At 42.7% G+C, this 17,908-nt stretch carries 16 protein-coding genes; 9 read left to right on the top strand and 7 right to left on the bottom strand.

Annotation, left to right across the window (positions count from 1 at the left end; translation table 11 throughout):
- The first annotated feature begins 99 nt into the window (after positions 1-99).
- The 7 genes from SOO65_RS03145 to SOO65_RS03115 all read left to right on the top strand — a co-directional run bounded on the left by SOO65_RS03145 (position 100) and on the right by SOO65_RS03115 (position 10,452).
- Positions 100-2,106, top strand: a complete 2,007-nt coding sequence (locus SOO65_RS03145) for a (Fe-S)-binding protein (RefSeq protein ID WP_321396783.1) — start codon at positions 100-102, stop codon at positions 2,104-2,106.
- Entirely contained in the window at positions 2,072-4,000 is a 1,929-nt protein-coding gene (locus tag SOO65_RS03140; RefSeq protein ID WP_321396780.1) for a hypothetical protein, read from the top strand. The genes SOO65_RS03145 and SOO65_RS03140 overlap by 35 nt, the downstream gene beginning before the upstream one ends.
- Positions 3,987-5,039: a hypothetical protein gene (locus tag SOO65_RS03135; RefSeq protein WP_321396777.1), complete on the top strand. Its 1,053-nt coding sequence runs from the start codon at positions 3,987-3,989 to the stop codon at positions 5,037-5,039. Before SOO65_RS03140 ends, SOO65_RS03135 begins: the two co-directional genes overlap by 14 nt.
- Entirely contained in the window at positions 5,029-5,892 is an 864-nt protein-coding gene (locus SOO65_RS03130; protein WP_321396774.1) for a hypothetical protein, read from the top strand. Before SOO65_RS03135 ends, SOO65_RS03130 begins: the two co-directional genes overlap by 11 nt.
- Before the next feature lie 64 nt (positions 5,893-5,956).
- Positions 5,957-7,291: a histidine--tRNA ligase gene (hisS, locus tag SOO65_RS03125; protein ID WP_321396771.1), complete on the top strand. Its 1,335-nt coding sequence runs from the start codon at positions 5,957-5,959 to the stop codon at positions 7,289-7,291.
- A gap of 12 nt (positions 7,292-7,303) precedes the next feature.
- Positions 7,304-9,964: a valine--tRNA ligase gene (locus SOO65_RS03120; RefSeq protein ID WP_321396768.1), complete on the top strand. Its 2,661-nt coding sequence runs from the start codon at positions 7,304-7,306 to the stop codon at positions 9,962-9,964.
- 83 nt (positions 9,965-10,047) lie between these two features.
- Positions 10,048-10,452 (top strand): hypothetical protein, encoded by a 405-nt coding sequence (locus tag SOO65_RS03115; RefSeq protein WP_321396766.1) that lies wholly within the window; start codon positions 10,048-10,050, stop codon positions 10,450-10,452.
- Here SOO65_RS03115 and SOO65_RS03110 read toward each other — a convergent pair.
- A complete protein-coding gene (locus SOO65_RS03110; RefSeq protein WP_321396764.1) occupies positions 10,447-11,454 on the bottom strand; it encodes a glycosyltransferase family 9 protein in 1,008 nt (335 codons plus the stop codon). The two genes, SOO65_RS03115 and SOO65_RS03110, sit on opposite strands and share 6 nt — an antisense overlap.
- A 97-nt stretch (positions 11,455-11,551) precedes the next feature.
- Here SOO65_RS03110 and SOO65_RS03105 point away from each other — a divergent pair, with 97 nt between their 5' ends.
- Positions 11,552-12,523: a DUF5996 family protein gene (locus SOO65_RS03105; RefSeq protein WP_321396762.1), complete on the top strand. Its 972-nt coding sequence runs from the start codon at positions 11,552-11,554 to the stop codon at positions 12,521-12,523.
- Here the strand turns inward: SOO65_RS03105 and SOO65_RS03100 are convergent.
- From SOO65_RS03100 to SOO65_RS03090, 3 genes are read right to left on the bottom strand one after another with little or no spacing between them, the layout of a single operon-like run.
- Positions 12,474-13,214: an EI24 domain-containing protein gene (locus tag SOO65_RS03100; protein WP_321396760.1), complete on the bottom strand. Its 741-nt coding sequence runs from the start codon at positions 13,212-13,214 to the stop codon at positions 12,474-12,476. The genes SOO65_RS03105 and SOO65_RS03100 overlap by 50 nt on opposite strands.
- Positions 13,211-13,615 carry a DUF309 domain-containing protein gene (locus tag SOO65_RS03095; protein WP_321396758.1) on the bottom strand — a complete coding sequence of 135 codons (405 nt, stop codon included), beginning with the start codon at positions 13,613-13,615 and terminating at the stop codon, positions 13,211-13,213. The genes SOO65_RS03100 and SOO65_RS03095 overlap by 4 nt, the downstream gene beginning before the upstream one ends.
- Complete coding sequence (locus SOO65_RS03090; RefSeq protein ID WP_321396756.1) at positions 13,616-14,386, bottom strand: enoyl-ACP reductase FabI; 771 nt, start codon at positions 14,384-14,386, stop codon at positions 13,616-13,618.
- 553 nt (positions 14,387-14,939) lie between these two features.
- Here SOO65_RS03090 and SOO65_RS03085 point away from each other — a divergent pair.
- On the top strand, positions 14,940-15,587 hold the full coding sequence (locus tag SOO65_RS03085) for a hypothetical protein (RefSeq protein WP_321396753.1): 648 nt from the start codon (positions 14,940-14,942) through the stop codon (positions 15,585-15,587).
- Positions 15,588-15,635: 48 nt separating this feature from the next.
- Here the strand turns inward: SOO65_RS03085 and SOO65_RS03080 are convergent, their stop codons facing one another.
- The 3 genes from SOO65_RS03080 to SOO65_RS03070 all read right to left on the bottom strand — a co-directional run bounded on the left by SOO65_RS03080 (position 15,636) and on the right by SOO65_RS03070 (position 17,690).
- Entirely contained in the window at positions 15,636-16,088 is a 453-nt protein-coding gene (locus SOO65_RS03080; protein WP_321396751.1) for a hypothetical protein, read from the bottom strand.
- Positions 16,089-16,164: 76 nt separating this feature from the next.
- Positions 16,165-16,464 (bottom strand): helix-turn-helix domain-containing protein, encoded by a 300-nt coding sequence (locus SOO65_RS03075; RefSeq protein ID WP_321396747.1) that lies wholly within the window; start codon positions 16,462-16,464, stop codon positions 16,165-16,167.
- A 53-nt stretch (positions 16,465-16,517) separates the two neighbouring features.
- The gene (locus tag SOO65_RS03070; RefSeq protein ID WP_321396744.1) at positions 16,518-17,690 is read right to left on the bottom strand and encodes a hypothetical protein; all 1,173 of its coding nucleotides are present in this window, start codon (positions 17,688-17,690) and stop codon (positions 16,518-16,520) included.
- Positions 17,691-17,908: the final 218 nt, after the last annotated feature.

Raw genomic sequence — 17,908 nt, 5'->3', positions numbered from 1 at the left:
TTCTAGCGCATAAAATAATACTCTGATTATAAACATTTTTACGTAAATGTCTTAAGATGTTTCGTGCATAAATGATTCGGCGCAATTTTAGGAGGCCAGATGGAAAGTATGGAAGCTAGTCGACAGATCATGTGGATGATCCCGTTTTGGATGAAGGTCGTTATGTACCTTTCTCTAGCGGTTGCGACTTATTTCTTCGCCACAGGTCTGGTTGAGAAATACAAGTTTGTTACAGCTGGTGGTAAAAACCCGAAAGATCTTCTACCGAAGAGATTGAACCTTGAGGCCTTCCTCAAAACGATTTTCTTCCAAGGTAAAGTACCTCGCGACTCATTCGTTAACGTTTTCCACTCAATGATTTTTTGGGGATTTCTTACCCTCTTCATCGCAACTGAGTTAGTGGCGATTCACGCCGATACTCCATTCAAGGTTTTCAAAGGCACAACTTACATCGTTGTTTCCTTCCTGGCCGATGTTGGTGGTCTTTTTGTTCTTCTAGGTGTTGGTCTTGCTTACTACCGCCGTTATGTGGCGAAGAGAAAATTCTTATCGGCCACTCGTCCGAATCAAGAAAAGTTCATGTATGGCATGCTGATCGCTCTGGTAGTGATTGGTTACCTTCTTGAGGCCATCCGTATTTTCGTAACAAACATGCCTGAGGGCGAACGTTTCTGGTCACCAGTTGGTTATACTTTCGCGGCGATTGTTGGTTCACTAGGTCTTTCACAAGAAGCACTGGCCGGAACATACAAAACACTTTGGATGCTTCACATGCTAAACACAATGGCATTTGTAGCAAGCTTAACTCACTCGAAGTTCTTCCACATTTTGGTTCTTCCATTCAACGCTCTTATGACTCCCTACCGTCGTGGTGCGGTTCTAAATCCAATGGATTTTGCCAATGAAAACGCTGAGACTTTCGGTCTAGGTAAAACTTCTGAAATGACTCTTAAAGAGAAACTAGACACACTTGCCTGCGTTGAGTGTGGTCGTTGTACTCAAGTTTGTCCTGCTAACCTTGCTGACAAACCGCTTGATCCAAAACTTATCGTGACTAAAGTTCGTGACGTAATGAACGCAAACCCAGGTCAGGACGTTGATCTTTGGGGCGACAATCCGCTTTATGCTTCTAACGAACTTGATTCATGTACGACTTGTGGTGCTTGTATGGAAGAATGTCCGGCCAGCATCGAACACGTACAAGTGATCATGGATCTTAAACGTTATAAAGCTCTTACTCTTGGTGACCTTCCACCTGCGGCCGCTGATGCTGTTAACAAAATCAAAAAGAACGGTAACCCTTGGGGTATCTCTCAAGACGATCGTTTCAACTGGGCCCAGGGCATGGATGTTCCAGTTATCGAGGCCGGTAAAAAAGTTGATTACCTTTACTACGTTGGTTGTGCCGGTTCTTACGATGGTTCAAACCAGAAAGTTGTGAAAGATACAGTTAATCTTCTTAAGAAGGCCGGCGTATCATTCGCAGTAATGGGCAAAACTGAGAAGTGTAACGGAGATCCTGTACGTCGCTTCGGTGATGAGTACTCATTCTACGAAATCGCGATCGAAAACATTGCCAACATGAGACAGTACGAATTTGGTAAAGTAGTGACTCACTGTCCTCACTGTTTACACACAATTGGTAAAGAGTACGCGAAGTTTGATGACGGTCAGTTTGAGACTGTTCACCATACTGAGCTTCTTTCTGAGCTACTACGTTCTGGCAAGCTTAAGGCCCTTAAGAACGTGGCAGATGAACTTACATTCCACGATCCTTGTTATCTTGGTCGTCACCATGGCGAATACAATGCTCCAAGAGACATTCTGACTTCAATCCCAGGGGTAAAACTCATTGAGATGGAGAAGAACAAAGATAAGGCCCTTTGTTGCGGAATGGGTGGCGGTAACATGTGGTACGAGCTTCCAGAAGGTAAACACCTTGCTGAAAACCGTCTTGAACAAATTGGTGATACCAAGGCGCCAAAACTTGCCACATCGTGCTCATATTGTATGATTAACTTCAACTCCTCTAAGGGACACATAAGTACAACGGAGAATCTCCAAGTTGAAGATGTCGCCTCGATTTTGGCCAAGTCAGCTCTCTAAAACATTACTAGGCACAGTCCTCTCTGGACTGTGCCTTTCTTCATTCGCTCAAAACGCTCCCCTCGAAACTCCTAAAAAAGTCGAATATCCAGGAATCATTCAGACCTTTGAAAAGCTTATTCAGGTCGATAATGATAAGTTCCAAAAACGCTCAGACGCTCTCATCAAGAACGGCAGAGTTTTCGATACTTCTAAGTCAGTAACAGGCCTTGAGCTTGAGCCGGATTTTTTAAATTCCATTATTCTGCATTCCGATCCGGGTTACCTTCGTCTGGCCTCGGCCGACAAGTGCCGCTTTTATGAATCGATCTTAACGGACCTCCTAAGAAGCTCGGAAGGGAAAATAAAGAACGTCCTCATGACCTATGTTGAGAAAGACGTTCGTCAGTCGGCGATCATTAATAAGAAAGACTTCCTCAACAAAGTTGTTAATCAAGAATGCCCTGACACTCAAAAGATGATTTCTCTCTTTCAGATTAAGACCCTGAATGAGGCCCTAAACAGTACCATCTTTGAAATCCCATCAGGCCGTGAACAATGCAGAAACATTCATCTTAGTTGGGTCAATAATCCCAAGACCCCATTTCTATGTCAGATCTACGAATACACCAAAGAAGCTCGCTTGGGTCTTGGTGACCCTAAAGACCTGACTCAACGTCGAGCAGTAGCAAAAATCCTGGAGGACAAGCAAACGCTGGTTCAAAAGGACTATATTGAAAATGTTTGTAAGCATCTGGATGACGAAGAACTTTTCTGTGATGAGTTCTTAAATGTTTCTTTTTGGACCAAGATCGCGGGCGGTTATGAAAGTAAGACCTATGCGGAAGACATTTGCCGCTTTGTCACTGGTGCAACGACGGCGGTTTCTTCGACTCAATACAACGTTTGTCTTGCTCGTTTGAAAAAAGAGAATGATCTCTGTCTTTATCCGGCAGGAAGAAACTCGGGCCTTCGCCCACAACCTGAATGTGATCAGCTATCGACTGCTTTGAATTTTTCTTCGCTTTCGGCCGAATATAAAGACTGTCCAGGTAACAGTGATCAGTTAATCGTGACTCAAGTTGCTCGTTTGATTAACTTCTTCTCTCCTGATCCAGTGAAAAGCGCAAACGGTCCATGTTCAGCAGTTTCGGCGGCCACCACTTTCAACTTCAATAAGAACTTTGACAATGAAGAAAACTGGAAGCTAGAGGCCTGTTATGACGATCAATTAAATTCTAGAGAGGTTTGTTATAAAACTTTCTTTGGAAAATATAATAATCAGCCAGAGTCTTACACAAGCGTTGTGGCAAAGATTCTTCAAAATACCCGTGGTGCAGATCCGGCAGTGGGTTGCGAGATGGTGGATTCTCAGGACTACAATCCCCTGCTCCTTCAGTACAAATCTGGTTGTTATATTATTTATGAGAGAGATAAATGTTTTATTTCTCAGTGTAAGCACAAAATTCTCTTCAATGACCGAGCGATTGATTACATCAAGATCAAAAATCGTGTGAATCTTGCTTACTTCCCGCTGACAGTAAGAGACGAAAGATTTTCGCAGAATTCTCTTCTGACTCGTGACTTTAAGAAGACAGGTAGAATCATGAATAATCTATCGACTATTCAGAGTTACTTTAAGAAATCCAAGGGTGCCATCATTCATGGGATTGGATGTGCGGAAGATATCCTTCCTACGTTCTTTAAGATTCAGGCCATAAATCAGTGTTCACCTCTGCCATTCATCATTAATGGAATCATGAACGAAAAAGGTAATACTGTGTTTGTGATCCGTACTGCGGCAGATTCACTTCAGGCCCCACGCCTTATTAGCTGGAGTAGCATCTACTCAGGAGTTAAGAGTTATCAGCGCTTACACCCTTTAAAACTTTGGACGATGTATGGCCTGGATTAGTTTATTCTTACTCTTTCTAAGTGTAGAGGCAGCGGAACTTCCACGTTTCTTAACGAAACACTCTCCGGAGACTTTGCGTTTCATCAGTATGGATGGGCGATACGCCTATGTTCAAAAGAAGCCAGGCGTGCTTGGCATGGTCAGTAGCTTTAGAAGTCTGGATTTTATTGCTGAGGCCTCGTCGAATGATTATTTAGTGAAGTCTTCGCGTTTTAAACAGCGCCTTGCCATTGAATCGATTCCAAACGCACATGACGAATACAATTTCTTAAAAAACAATCGCATCATGGTAGTTGATTTCGGTAACACCATCACTCGTGATGTCGGATTTGGAAGAAATAGTAAGCTCCACTTAAAAGATGAGTGGATCTCTTATTTCAACGCGGTTGAAAAAGTTCTTCATATCCAAAATCTTGTTACTCAAAAAAAATACGATATTCGTCTCTCTAAGAAAGCGAATCCATTTTTTGTACCAGAAGTAGAGATGGTAAGTTCAAGCACTGTCATCTACACCGATATTAACGAGAATGGTTATAGCGCGCTCATTGCTTATGATCTTATTTCTCAGAAAAGTAACATCATTTACCGCAGCCCACAGAGTGCTACCCGTCTGGAAATGTGCCAACAAGAGAACTATCTCGCTGTTGGTGAGTTTCCTTTTGAAGGTGTGAGCCGTGGCAGTAAGATCCTAAAGTTTGCGGGGGAAATGAGAGGCACGAGCTACACCACGCTTTATAGTTCGGTGGAACAAGACCTGGGTAATATGGTTTGTCTTCCAGAATTCATTTATTTCGTGAAAACCATGACTCAGGATAAACAAATCAATCACCGAACCACAGAAGCGGTTCGACTGAACTTAAAGACCCAGGATGTTGAAGTAAGGTCTGAACTTAAAAACGTGGGTCAACTTTTGGAGATGGACGGACGAGTTCTGATACCCCTTCGTGGTGAGTTCTTTGTGCTCGAAGGTAAGTTCAATTTGGGCGAGGACATCTTGAAGGCAGTTCCAACGAAAGAGGAGTTACAGCTTGATCTCTAAACTCCTGCTTTTCATTCTTATTTTGCCAATAAGTGCACAGGCCTTTGATAAGGACTTCACGGCCATGTCGGATCGCGTGCCGCTGGAATTCACTCACCTTTTTAACTCGCTCAAAATGGGTATAAAGACTCCGGCCGAGAAAATTCAGATGGTGGGAATATGTAAGGATTTGGATGAAAATCTTGGTCAGTTACAAAAAGAGCACATCTTTCTTTTGATGAAATCAGAAGTGATTAAAAACGTTCTGGAATATAAATTTAAGAAAGTTCGTCAGTTTGACATGACTCTTCTTCTACTTGATCGCTTGGAAGAAGATTTTAAAAACAAAGAAAGATACCTCAATTCTTTCTCACAATGGATTTGGCGCTCAATTCTCGCCGAACTTCGTTACCGCCAGGATATGGGACTTATCACCGCCAGAACTTTTGATGCCAACCAATTTGATGGCGCCAAAAAATCCGAGGCCCAGCGTTTTGCTCGCTACCTCACCTATCTCATGCCGTGGATTGATCGCATGGATAGTTTGACTGCTCCGGAATTCAATAACCTGTCTAAACAGGTCTCTTGGGTCATTCTTCGTCGCCTGAATGAGCGCTCGCTATTATTTAAGCGATACGCTTCGACCGCCACGAGCAATACAAAAATCACTATCTTCAACATCCCTCAGAAGCTCCTGGAACTTCATCCGGAAGACATTAAGCGCATGCAGCAGAATGAAGTCCCGCTAACTCTTAAAGAAGAGTCAGAGAAAGCGAAAACCGAGGCGACAAAACAGGTCCAGGATGTGACCCCGGAAGACCTAAGTCCCCTCTCTGACGAGATCAACGAAGAGTTGAATAAGAAAATCCCATAACACTATTAGTCATCGCTCTCAAAAGTGTATAATATGTCTGCCTCACCGCTCACAAAGGACATGTATGGCACTCACAAAATCCCCATATCGTGGAACTCGGGATTTTTTTCCGAAAGAGATGCGACTTAGAAATTATATCTTCCAGAAAATGGCGGAAGTCTCTGAGCTATTTGCTTACGAACCATACGATGGACCTCTTCTTGAAGAAGTGGAACTGTATCTTGCGAAGTCCGGTGAAGAGCTGATCAACGAACAAATTTATTCATTCATTGACCGTGGTGAACGTAAAGTTGCCATTCGTCCTGAGATGACTCCAACTGTTGCCCGTATGGCAGCTCAAGTGCATAGGGAAATTGCCAAACCAATTCGTTGGTACGCGATTCCGAACCTCATGAGATATGAAAAACCTCAGAAAGGTCGTCTGCGTGAGTTCTGGCAATACAACGCCGATATTTTCGGTGCCGGCCAATATGGCGAAGTTGAAATCATTCAGCTTGCAGTGACTTTGATGAAGAGCTTCGGTGCGACTTCTGAGCACTTTGAAGTGTTGGTGAATGATCGTCGTTTTGTGGATTTAGTGTTTGAAGGACTTATTGGTCTAGAACCAGCTCTGACTCATAAGCTTTACAAGCTTGTAGATAAGAAAAATAAAATGCCGGCAGACAAGTTCGCCGCCGAAGTTAGAACCATCACTCCCGATGAAACTAAGGCAAAAATCTTTGAAGAATTCGTAAACCTCACTTCAATTGATGAAGTGAAAACATATGTTTCAAAGTACTTCTCTGAAACAACTCTCTCAGATGTATTCATGCAAAAGCTTTCAGGTGTCGAGAGCATTGGCGATCATGTCATTGAAAAGCATGTGACCCCGTTAATCTCGCTCTTTGAGAAATTTAAAGACCAAGATCTGGGCGAATATGTGAAGTTTGATCCATCGATTGTACGTGGCCTTGATTACTACACAGGTGTGGTTTTTGAGATCTTCGATAAACACCCTGATAACCGTCGCGCGGTTGCGGGTGGAGGAGCTTACGCCAACCTTCTTCAAATCTTCAATGAGCCAGCTCTTGAAGGTGTAGGAATTGGCCTGGGCGAAGTACCACTAACTGATTTCTTAACAACCCACAAGCTGGTTGGTGATTTTTCAAAACCATCAATTGATTATCTTGTGGCCTACTTCACTCCGGAAGGAGAAAAGACGGCGGCACAAATCGCAAACAAGCTTCGCTCTCAAAATAAGAAAGTGGAAATGATGTTTGGTGATAATAAGCCCAAGAAAATTTTCAATTACTCAGATAAAAAGAACTTCGCTCACATCGTGATGGTCACAGAGACTGACATTAAAGTGAAAGAAGTGGCGACTAGAACAGAAACGACTAAGACATTAGCTGATTTTTAATAAGGATCCCGTATGGAAATTCAAAACGACCTCCCGAAGACATTTGACCCTCAAGGGGCAGAAGATAAGTGGTACCAGAAGTGGCTTGATAAAAAAGTATTTAAGCCCGTTCCAGGTAAGCAGAAGAAAACATTCACTGTACTTATGCCACCTCCAAACGTAACAGGTAAGCTTCACATGGGTCACGCCCTGGATGCTACAACTCAAGATGCTCTTATCCGTTATAAGCGAATGAAGGGCTTTGAAACGCTTTGGATCCCAGGGACTGACCACGCCGGTATTTCAACTCAGGCAGTGGTTGAAAAACTAATCTGGAAACAAGAGAAGAAAAATCGTCATGACCTTGGTCGTGAAGAATTCACTAAACGTATCTGGGCCTGGAAAGAACAATACGGTTCAGAGATCGTTAACCAACAGAAGAAGATGGGTGTTTCATGTGACTGGGACTACTCTACTTTCACACTTGATGACATTCCTAATAAGGCAGTTAAGAAGTTTTTCGTTATGCTTTATAACGAAGGTCTGATCTATCAGTCTGACTATATCGTAAACTGGGACCCTGTCCTTCAATCGGCGATCTCAGATGCTGAAGTTGAACACAAAGAAGTTAAAGGCTTCTTCTATTACTTAAAATACAAAGTAAAAGAAGATCCAGATATGGAACTTATCATCGCGACAACTCGTCCAGAAACTATTTTCGCTGATACGGCAGTTGCGGTTAATCCAAATGACGAACGCTTCAAAGATCTTATTGGTAAGACGGCAATCGTGCCTATTTGTAACCGTGAAGTTCCGATCATTGGTGACGAGCACGTTGATATTGAGAAAGGAACTGGCTGCTTAAAAGTAACTCCGGGCCACGATTTTAATGACTTTGAAATTGGTAAACGTAACGGTCTTCCAATCATTAACATCCTTAATAAAGACGGCACATTCAATAAGAACGCTCCTGAAATCGAGGGTCTTAAGCCCAAGGACGCTCGTGCAGAAGTTGAGCGCATCCTGACTGAACTTGGTTCATTGGTTGAAAAGAAAGATCACGTACACCCAGTTGGGCACGGTGAACGTTCAGATGAAATCGTAGAGCCGATGGTTTCAAAACAGTGGTTCCTAAATACAACTGAAATGGCACGTGTTGCGGTTGAAGCAGTTGAACAAGGCGATATGTCGTTCTTCCCGAAAGGTTGGGAGAACACTTACTTTGCTTGGCTTCGTAATCCAAAAGACTGGTGTATTTCTCGTCAGCTTTGGTGGGGTCACCAGATTCCAGTTTATTACTGTCGTCACTGTGATACTCAGTGGGCAGCTGAAGAAGCACCTACTCAATGTATCGAGTGTAAAGACACTGATATTTTCCAGGATCCAGACGTACTTGATACTTGGTTCTCTTCAGGTCTATGGCCACTTTCAACTCTGGGCTGGCCTGATGAGAAAGCAATGGAAGAGAAAGGTTTTGATAAGTTCTATCCAAACGAAACACTTATCACTGGCTTTGACATTATCTTCTTCTGGGTGGCCAGAATGATGATGATGGGAATGAAAGTAACTGGCAAAGCTCCATTCAAACATACTTACATCCACGCTATTGTTCGCGATAAGCAAGGTCGTAAGATGAGTAAGTCTCTTGGAAACGGTATTGATCCACTGGACATGGTACAACAGTATGGATGTGATGCCATGAGATTCACTCTGGCGGCGGGTTCTGGTTATAACCGTGACCTTAATCTTGATCCAGAAAGAATCGAAGGTTACAGAAACTTCGTCAACAAACTTTGGAACGCCTTCCGTTTCGTTTATCCGTTCCTGGATAAAGCAAAAGACGAACTTCCAGTAAAGTCTGAGTGGCACCTTCACGATAAATGGATTCTTGCTGAGCTAAACACTGTTGCGAAAACAATGAACGAGGCCTTTGACGTTTATCGCTTTGACGATGCTTCTGCTGAGATTTATTCGTTTGTTTATGACAAGTTCTGCTCTTGGTACATCGAGCTCTCAAAAAACATCCTCTATGGCAATGATGAGAAAGCGAAGATCATTCGCGCGACAATGCTTAAGTACTGCTTCAAGAAGATCGTAAACCTTCTTCACCCGATCACTCCGTTTATTACGGAAGAGATCTGGTCATACTTCGATGACAAATCGCTGGTTGCGACTCAGGAATACGTAGAATTTGATAAGTCTCTTGAGAACGCTGAAGTTCAAGAGATGATGAATAAGTTCATCGATATCACCACTGGAATTCGTAACATTCGTTCTTCAGTGAACATGAAGCCAAAAGATGAAATCGACGTGAAACTCTTCACTGACGATAAGAAACTTGCGAAGTTCGTGTACGAGTCTCGTCACTTCCTGAAAGATCTGGCGAACGTGAAGTCGGGTACAATTCGAAACAAGGCCCAGGAAAAGCCCAAGAAGTCGGCGTCTCTGGCAACTGCCCATACTGAAATCTTCATTCCACTTGAAGGGATCATCGATCTCAATGAACAAGTGAACAGAATTAAGAAGGACATGGAGAAGACCCAGAACGAATACAAGAAGGTCGAATCTAAGCTCAATAACCAGAACTTCATGGCCAATGCCCCTGAGGAAGTACGCGCTGAAGTTCAAGAGAAGGCCAAGCTTTTCCAAGACAAGCTTCAGTCCCTCAACCAGATTCTCGATAGTTTCCTATAAATACAGCGGCGAGTCAGAGCAAGTTTTGCTCCCTCGCCCCTACATTTCCTCTTCATGTTAGACTTAATAAAAAAGGTCAACTCATGAAGAAACTTTTAATTCTCATCACTTTTTTAGTTCTCCATGCTTCAGCGTCTGCGCAGACTATGACCTGTATGGATAAGCTCATGCCTTACGGTAAGCACTCTGGGCTACACCAACTAACAAAAGATGAATGGAATGATGGTAAAGAGTTCTTGGACGCTGAAGGCGCCAAGGTAGCACTCCTTACTCTCGTGAATGTGAAACTTCTTTGTAAGCCTAATGAAGTCTCAATCAAAGTCTTGCCGATTTGTTCGACCATCATCGCCGATCTCACTCAATCTACGACTTGTTTTACTTATACGAACTTGGGTTTTTTCGTGCTTTCTCGTGACAATGGAAGGAACGTGAACTTTATTTTCAGTAAGGACAAACGTTTTTCAGATCCGGCCGATTCTACTCTATAGTTTAAAGAAATCGAAGGCCTTCTTCGCAACTTCATTCATATCAAACGTAACACGTTCTCGTAGTGAACCCGAGCTCTTGGAAGAATTAACAAGAGTTGGATTATTCACACCCATTACTGCCACATCTGCCAGAAAATAAAATGGTCCCGTTCTTTGAGGGTCCTGATTCTCATACAGGATGAGAGTCTTAGAGCCAACATAAGCAGATAGCGCCGTTGCAGGACCAGCGTAACCAATCACACCCTTGGCAAACGCCAGCATGCGGCCCAACTCAATCCAGTTTTTATAGACAAAGTTTACGTAAATATTTTTCTTCGAAAGGCCCGCAAGAAATGGTTCGATCAGCATCTGGACTTTCACTGTCTCATCGGAAGAGAAAAAAACAATTCTTTGATTCTCAAACTGTGAAACGAGCTGAATCCACTCCCCTTCAATTACGGCATTTCTTAAAGGATAAAGATCAATTGCGATGTATGGAAGCGAATCCCACTCAGGAATAATGGGAGTGAGATCACGGGACATCACACGCAATTTGGTATTCACATTTTCACCCACCAATTCTTTAAAAAGGGCAAAATGATCTTCCACTAAATGGTGACCGACTGGTCTGGGAGTTTTATGAGTGAGAACAAGAGTTTTCCAGTTATCTGAAAACCCTACTCTTTTCTTCGCTCTTAGACCCAGTCCCAGGCAAGCATCAGCAAAAGAATTGGTAAGCGAAATAAATAGATCAACATTATAAATTTTCGCATTCGCACAGTAGCGATGGACATCAAACACATTACTGATCTCGTCTTCATCGAACTCATGATAATAGGCCGAGAAAGGTAAGAGATTTAAGACCTCGATATCTTTCTTAGGCGTGATGAAATGTAAATCTGCTTTGGAATACTTCTCACGGATTGCATGAAGAAATGGAAAACTCAAGATACGCTCCGTGAGATCAAACGGAAGCTTTATCGCAATGACTTTCGGTTCATCAACTTCAGGTGAATTTTCCATGGAACTATTATCGGCGGATTAGACGCAACTCTCAAGGTCCTTGCACCTTTTTTTCCAGGGTAAGTATCTTAAACTTCAATCAGCCAAGGAGTTTTTTATGATGAATCTAACATGGCCAACACTTGAGTATTCTGAATGGAAAGACACTTATGAGACCCTTCATCGTTGGACTCAGATTGTAGGTAAGCTGCGACTGTGTAAATCGCCTTGGTGCAATCATTCTTGGAACACTACTCTTTATGTGACCTCCAGGGGCCTATCGACTTCGGCCATTCCTCTGGGTCAAAGAAATCTTACGGTCGATTTTGATTTTCATGATCATCAGCTGATCTTCCAGGACAGTGTGGGTAAAAGTTTTGTTCTTCTTCTACAAAATGAAACCGTCGCATCTTTTTATGAGCGCTTTTTGGAAGCGCTTAAGATCATGGACGTAGAACCAAACTTTGATCCAGTTCCCAATGAAGTTTCAGATGGAATTCCTTTTGCCGAAGACACTGTACATAGAACTTACGATCCTCTTAAGGCCCATAACTTTTTTCAGGCACTCGTAAGAGTGAATAATATTTTCCAGGAATTTAGAACCGACTTTGTGGGTAAGAGCAGCCCAGTACATTTCTTCTGGGGAAGTTTTGATCTGGCAATCACCCGCTTCTCAGGGAGAAGAGCGCCGGAACATCCAGGCGGCATACCAAATCTTCCAAACGATGTGGTAAGAGAGGCCTATTCGCATGAAGAGATGAGTTGTGGCTTCTGGCCGGGTAACGAGATGTATCCTCATGCTGCCTTCTATAGCTATGCCTATCCAGAGCCTGATCACTTTTCAAAGGCGAAGGTCATGCCTCCTGAAGCAATCTATAATCAAGACCTGCATGAATTTATCCTGCCCTATGAAACAGTGAGAACCTCGCTGGAGCCGGCGGCAACCTTGATGAGCTTTTTAGAATCAAGTTATCGAGCGGCCGCGAACCTCGGTCACTGGGACCGCGATATGCTGGAAGTAAGTCCTTATCTTTATCGTCTTAAGGAGCGAGTTCAATTTTCTTTTGACGATATAAGAACAGAACAGTGAAGTAACTGGTCGCAAGTGCCGGAATAAAAGCATTAACGATTGGGATCGCCACCAGAAGCAGGAAGATCGCCCCTGAAATCGAATAAGGAATGATGTTTTTAAAAACATCTTTCAAGCATTCCCCAAAATGCATATTTCGGCGTGACCAAGAATAATCCACAAATTGAACTGCCACCAAAGTCGCAACCAGGAAAACTCCTAGTGGATAGAACAATGGGAAAAGATTTAGAAGGAAGGCCATCACCGCCACGATTCCAATAAACACAAGCTTCTTGGCCTCGTTCTTAAAGGTCTGACCCATGCTCATCTTTACTTGTGCCAGTGCTTTCGATTGATCTTCATCCATGTACACTTTTTGAACTAGTTTCGTTTCGATGCGGCTACTCAAGAGTGAGTTAAATGGTGCCGCGATAATTCCCACGACAATTACGAAAGTCCAGCTCATGACGAAGAAAAGAAAGATCATGAGGATACCAGTTACAAGAGTCGCCAGAAATGTTGCCTGATCAGAGGTGTAAATGTAGCCACGAAAGAAAGCAACTAAGCGATCAGAGTTACGATAGGCCGAAACGATCGTAAAAAGATAAAGAGCAAGGGCCATGACGGTAGGAAAGATTGAAAGCACGAAATTCACTGGGTCAGTAAGAATCATCTTAAAGGCCATTGGGAACGCTTTCAAAATACCTTTCATAGTTTACCTTCTGCTGAGTAGTGCTTAAAACGGAATTCAAAAAGATCGGCAAAGTCTTGAAGTGTGGAGGTTGTCCCGTCAGGGATCTTCATCACAATATCTTCTAGCTCCTGCCAATCAAGAAACTTAAAAGTTATATCTGTAAGTATATGCTGATCCCGGCAACGGCGAAACTTTTCTTTCGCTTTATAGATCATGCCACGGGCACCAATGAGATTTGAATCGCGGTAGTGGATACAGGCGGCGGCCACCTGAATGACCGCCCAGTAGACATTTCTTGTAGGATCCTGACGATCCTCCATCCATAAATCCTCAAGAGCTTCATGGCATTCCCAATATTTTTGCTCATTGAAGAGTTGGACGCCCTCTTCCATTTTTTTTAAATGTTCGAGGTCGAACACTTAGAAACCGCCGAGGATATTTAATCCAGAGTCAACGTATAGAACCTGTCCAGTCACTCCACCTGAAAGGTGAGAGGCAAGATAAACTGCAGCACCACCGCAGTCTTCAGGAGTAACGTTCTTCTTCATCGGAGCAATTTCTTCAACCTGAGAAAGAAGACCTCTGAAACCGGAGATACCAGAAGCAGCAAGGGTCTTAATCGGACCCGCCGAGATACAGTTTACTTTAATGCCACGAGGACCCAGGTCATATGCCAGGTAACGTGTAGAAGCTTCCAGAGCCGCTTTTGCTACACCCATTACGTTGTAGTTCTTCACTACTTTTTGTGAACCGTAATAAGTCATGCTGATGATTGAACCGTTATCATTCATGAGATCATGAAGAGCATCAGTCACACCAACAAGTGAGAAAGCTGAAATATCACAGGCCATCGCAAAACCTTTGCGGCTGGTGTGAACGAATTCACGCGACAGATCTTCTTTGTCGGCGAATGCTAGGGAATGAACGATAATATCGAACTTGCCCCAGTTTTTTTCTACGGCTTCTCTCATTGAAGGATAATGAGCGTCGTTCGTCACATCCATTTCAAAGATAAAGTCTGCACCGATTTCCTGAGCAAGTGGTTCAACACGCTTTTTAATGGCATCATTCATATAAGATAGAGCAATCGATGCTCCCTGTTCTTTAAATGCTTTTGTAATTCCCCAAGCGATAGAGCGATCATTCGCTAGGCCTAGGATAAGGGCTTTCTTGCCTTCAAGAAGTTTCATAATGTCCTCACTTTTTTGTCAGGATACACTACCTAACAGGCCGCAGGCTTTCAAGCGAATCGAAGGTTTGCACCGGGTCAAATAGAGTCGAAATAGCCTGTCCAATGGACTTTTTTTGTAATTCCATCATTTCTCCACATTTTTTTGTAACAATCATCTCCTTCTCTGAGCAGAACAAATTGGAATGTAAGTACGCTAAAAATCTTCCTCCAATGCACTCGCATGACTAAGTGAATAGTCAACACAAACAAGAATGGAGATTTAAGATTGGGGCATATTTATATGACCGTTTTATTTTTCGCTAAGGTTGTTGGAGAAATGTATCCGTCAGATAAAATGTAATTTCACATGCTTCATTTTAATGAAAGTTTTTAGAGTAAATCGGCCTTGTAGCATGATGACCCAATCTTAATTTTTCACTCTCATAATCATGGGTTTATCCACCAAAATTTAATCTTGAAAATAAGTATTGCGACGGCCAACATGGGTTCCATCTTGTGTTTATCTACAGGTTCACGACAAAGAATTTTGTAACTAAAAAAAAGAGGTAACTATGACAAAAGCTTTTCTATCACTATTTCTATTATTGTCCCTAGCTTCATGCGGAGGCGGTGGAGGCGGCGGTAGCGCTAGTGGTTCAAAGGGCTCAGGCACTCCGGTATCAGCTCAAGAGATTTCAACAGATGCTGCTGTACCTAGTGCTGCAAATAATTTTGATGTAAACGTTAAATTAGAAAATTTTGATGCTGAACAAGAATCAAAAGTTCTTGAAGCAGCAGAACTGATCAAAAAAGTTATTGCAACGGAAGAATTTAAAAATGCAATTCTCAACCATTCATACAATGGTAAAAAAGGTTTCGTAGATTCTGCCGGCCTAAGTAATGCAGAAATCTACCAAAAGATCCTAGAAGGCTCTGAGAAGCTTAATCCAGGCAATAACAACGCTATGGACTTAGAGCTTGAAGTCTATCATGCCAATAACGTTGTGGTTGGTTATACAATGCCGTCAGTGATTAAAATTTGGATGAACAGTAAGTTCCTTGACCAAAATAATGCAGCGGAAGTTACAACTAATATGACTCACGAATGGCTTCACAAGCTTGGTTTCAAACACTCAGCTGATAGAACGCCTACTCGTAAATATTCAGTACCGTACGCAGTTGGTTACTTGATGAGAGATCTTGCTCGTAAAATGATCTAATAGGTTCAAGTATCTCTTTAAGGCCGGGGAATCCCGGCCTTTTTATTTCTAATGTGTTGTCGGACAGAAAGTACTGGCGATGTCTATTAAAGCTGATGAAGCCGGACCAACTCTAACTTTCTTAGGTGATCCACATCCGCCCGTTGAATAAAGAAGAATTTCCTGAGACTCCTCACTCCCCTCTGCCACAAATCTTGCCTTAATCGTAGTAGAAGGGCCGTCACACATATAATTGTCCTCCAGCTTTAATCGTTCGACCTGAGCCTTGGCGATCATTTCGTTCAATGAATCTTCAGCAGAGAAAGGAATTCGGTACTGCACGGCCGAGCGAGCGTAAGTACGAGTGAGTAGAACTTCTGTTTCAAAAACTTCACATTTATCCGAACGTGACCACTCAATAGGTACAAATCCTGAGGCGCTATATTTCGTAATAAATGGTTGTTGATCAGCAAATGCAGAAAACGAAAGTAGACCAAAGAAAACAAGACTTAGAGATTTCATGATTGCCCCTTGGGTTTTATTCCCAAGAGTTTTAGACGGAAGGGTTCATGGCAGTCAAAGCAATCTTACCTAAAGCTCAGATGACTTTTATAAGATCATCAAAATCAAGTCCAACCAAACGGGCCTGCTCTTCGCACCAAACGCGAGCGTAGACGTGTTTGGGTTCATCCAGCTTTTTAGTGATGGACACAACTTCTTTTAAGGTTAGGTGATGCTTACCTGATTCAATTCTTTGAAGCATGGGCTTAGTGAGCTTAAGTTTCTTGCACATATCATCAAGAGAAAGCTCATGAGTCATGCGGAACCCCTTCAAAAGAGATCCTACCGTAACTGGGCCAATTAATTTTTCGACGATTTTTTTTGAGTTCTTCAACATGAGGAGAGCTTAGCAAAAAAAAGACCCCCGTAACACGGGGGCCAGCGTTGTGATTAGAATCTAAGTTGAACACCGGTTTCAAAGGTGTCTGCGATGGCCAACTTGTAGTTATTGTCTGAAACTTTTGTCTGCGTTGTGAAGTGCGAAACTTCCGAGATCCAAGAGAAGTCATCCGTCACACGATATTCCCAACCAACTCTTAGAACAGAGTTACTTGCAAGAAAGTTACTTGCTGGAGTTGCAGGAGTTGTTGCTGTAGCAACGTTTGGCATATCGGCGGGGTCATCGATTTTAGCAATACCTACACCACCGAAGATGAAGTTCTTCTCGATGACCTGATACTGTGCCGATAAAAATCCACCATATTCTTTAGTGTCAATGCCGTTCGCTGCTCGGCTAAGAGTCAGAGTTCCCAAATTGTCCATGTTCTGACCATAGTATGCCTCAGCTTTAAGTCCTAGAAGACCATAGTTCTTCTCGAAAAAAATGTTAGCACCATATGATTCATGATGTTTTCCATTAGGATTTACTTGTGGAGAACCATTCGGGTTATATAGATCAATTCGGCTATAAATTCCTGAAACACCCACTCGACCTGCATCAAGCTTGCGAGAAAGTCTAAGAGCATAAGAAGGTGATTTTGAATATTCAGTATCTGTATCAGATACACTTGGGTTGGCAGAACTAAGACCAACAGCACCACCTAATTCCCATTCACCCAAAGTTTTTAGATATTGGGCCTGCTGTCTCATGAAACCTGAGTTACCGGCCTTAAAGTACATACCAACGATATCGAAAGTATAACCAGTCACCGGCGAGAATAGATCCCAATCTTGACCTACGATTACTTTGTTATTGCCCCAGCTATAAGTAACGGCAGCAATACGAACACGAGGGTTCATCTGAGTTGTAGGAGACGATTTGGCGAAATCAATGAAATCTAATTCGATTTTACCCGAAAGATTTTCACCTTTTTTTAGAATTGCCCCAATACGGCTTTGTGCAGTTTGAAAGCTGAGACGAGATTCTCTATTAGGGCCAGCATCCACTACCGCATGTGTAGGAGCTGACATGTTGGTGTTGTTAAAACTACCTACTGCTTCAGTAGAATAAATCGCACTCGCTTTGATAAATCCGTATGCCGTAGCATCGAAACCTTGCAGAGTCGCCGCATTTGCAAGACCAGTAGAGAGTAATGTAACCGTCGCCAAAATTTTCTTATTCACCCACACTCCGATGTTCATGAATTTTTATTAATTTTTTAGGAAAAGTCCTGAGTTAGTTTCCTGCTAAATTTCTTACCTGTAAAAACTTATTTAAGGACAGTCATAGAAAGGCAACATTTTCTACATTGAAATCAGCAGTATGAAAATTCATTAAGACGCACAAGGCGCACGTGCTGCCTCAGAACCTTGAGTCATGAGTGGGATGATATATGAAAAAC

The sequence above is a fragment of the Peredibacter starrii genome, from assembly GCF_034259205.1.
In the GTDB taxonomy this organism is placed as follows: domain Bacteria; phylum Bdellovibrionota; class Bacteriovoracia; order Bacteriovoracales; family Bacteriovoracaceae; genus Peredibacter; species Peredibacter starrii.
Note: the sequence above shows the minus strand (reverse complement) of the source record. Positions and strands in the feature narration are given on the sequence as shown.

Excerpts from the sequence above, each read along its gene's own strand:
- SOO65_RS03090 (WP_321396756.1), bottom strand. The coding sequence starts at position 14,386 with ATGAAACTTCTTGAAGGCAAGAAAGCCCTTATCCTAGGCCTAGCGAAT.
- SOO65_RS03120 (WP_321396768.1), top strand. The coding sequence starts at position 7,304 with ATGGAAATTCAAAACGACCTCCCGAAGACATTTGACCCTCAAGGGGCA.
- SOO65_RS03135 (WP_321396777.1), top strand. The coding sequence starts at position 3,987 with ATGGCCTGGATTAGTTTATTCTTACTCTTTCTAAGTGTAGAGGCAGCG.
- SOO65_RS03110 (WP_321396764.1), bottom strand. The coding sequence starts at position 11,454 with ATGGAAAATTCACCTGAAGTTGATGAACCGAAAGTCATTGCGATAAAG.
- SOO65_RS03140 (WP_321396780.1), top strand. The coding sequence starts at position 2,072 with ATGTCGCCTCGATTTTGGCCAAGTCAGCTCTCTAAAACATTACTAGGC.
- SOO65_RS03080 (WP_321396751.1), bottom strand. The coding sequence starts at position 16,088 with ATGAAATCTCTAAGTCTTGTTTTCTTTGGTCTACTTTCGTTTTCTGCA.
- SOO65_RS03100 (WP_321396760.1), bottom strand. The coding sequence starts at position 13,214 with ATGAAAGGTATTTTGAAAGCGTTCCCAATGGCCTTTAAGATGATTCTT.
- SOO65_RS03105 (WP_321396762.1), top strand. The coding sequence starts at position 11,552 with ATGATGAATCTAACATGGCCAACACTTGAGTATTCTGAATGGAAAGAC.
- SOO65_RS03145 (WP_321396783.1), top strand. The coding sequence starts at position 100 with ATGGAAAGTATGGAAGCTAGTCGACAGATCATGTGGATGATCCCGTTT.
- SOO65_RS03115 (WP_321396766.1), top strand. The coding sequence starts at position 10,048 with ATGAAGAAACTTTTAATTCTCATCACTTTTTTAGTTCTCCATGCTTCA.
- SOO65_RS03085 (WP_321396753.1), top strand. The coding sequence starts at position 14,940 with ATGACAAAAGCTTTTCTATCACTATTTCTATTATTGTCCCTAGCTTCA.
- SOO65_RS03075 (WP_321396747.1), bottom strand. The coding sequence starts at position 16,464 with ATGTTGAAGAACTCAAAAAAAATCGTCGAAAAATTAATTGGCCCAGTT.
- hisS (WP_321396771.1), top strand. The coding sequence starts at position 5,957 with ATGGCACTCACAAAATCCCCATATCGTGGAACTCGGGATTTTTTTCCG.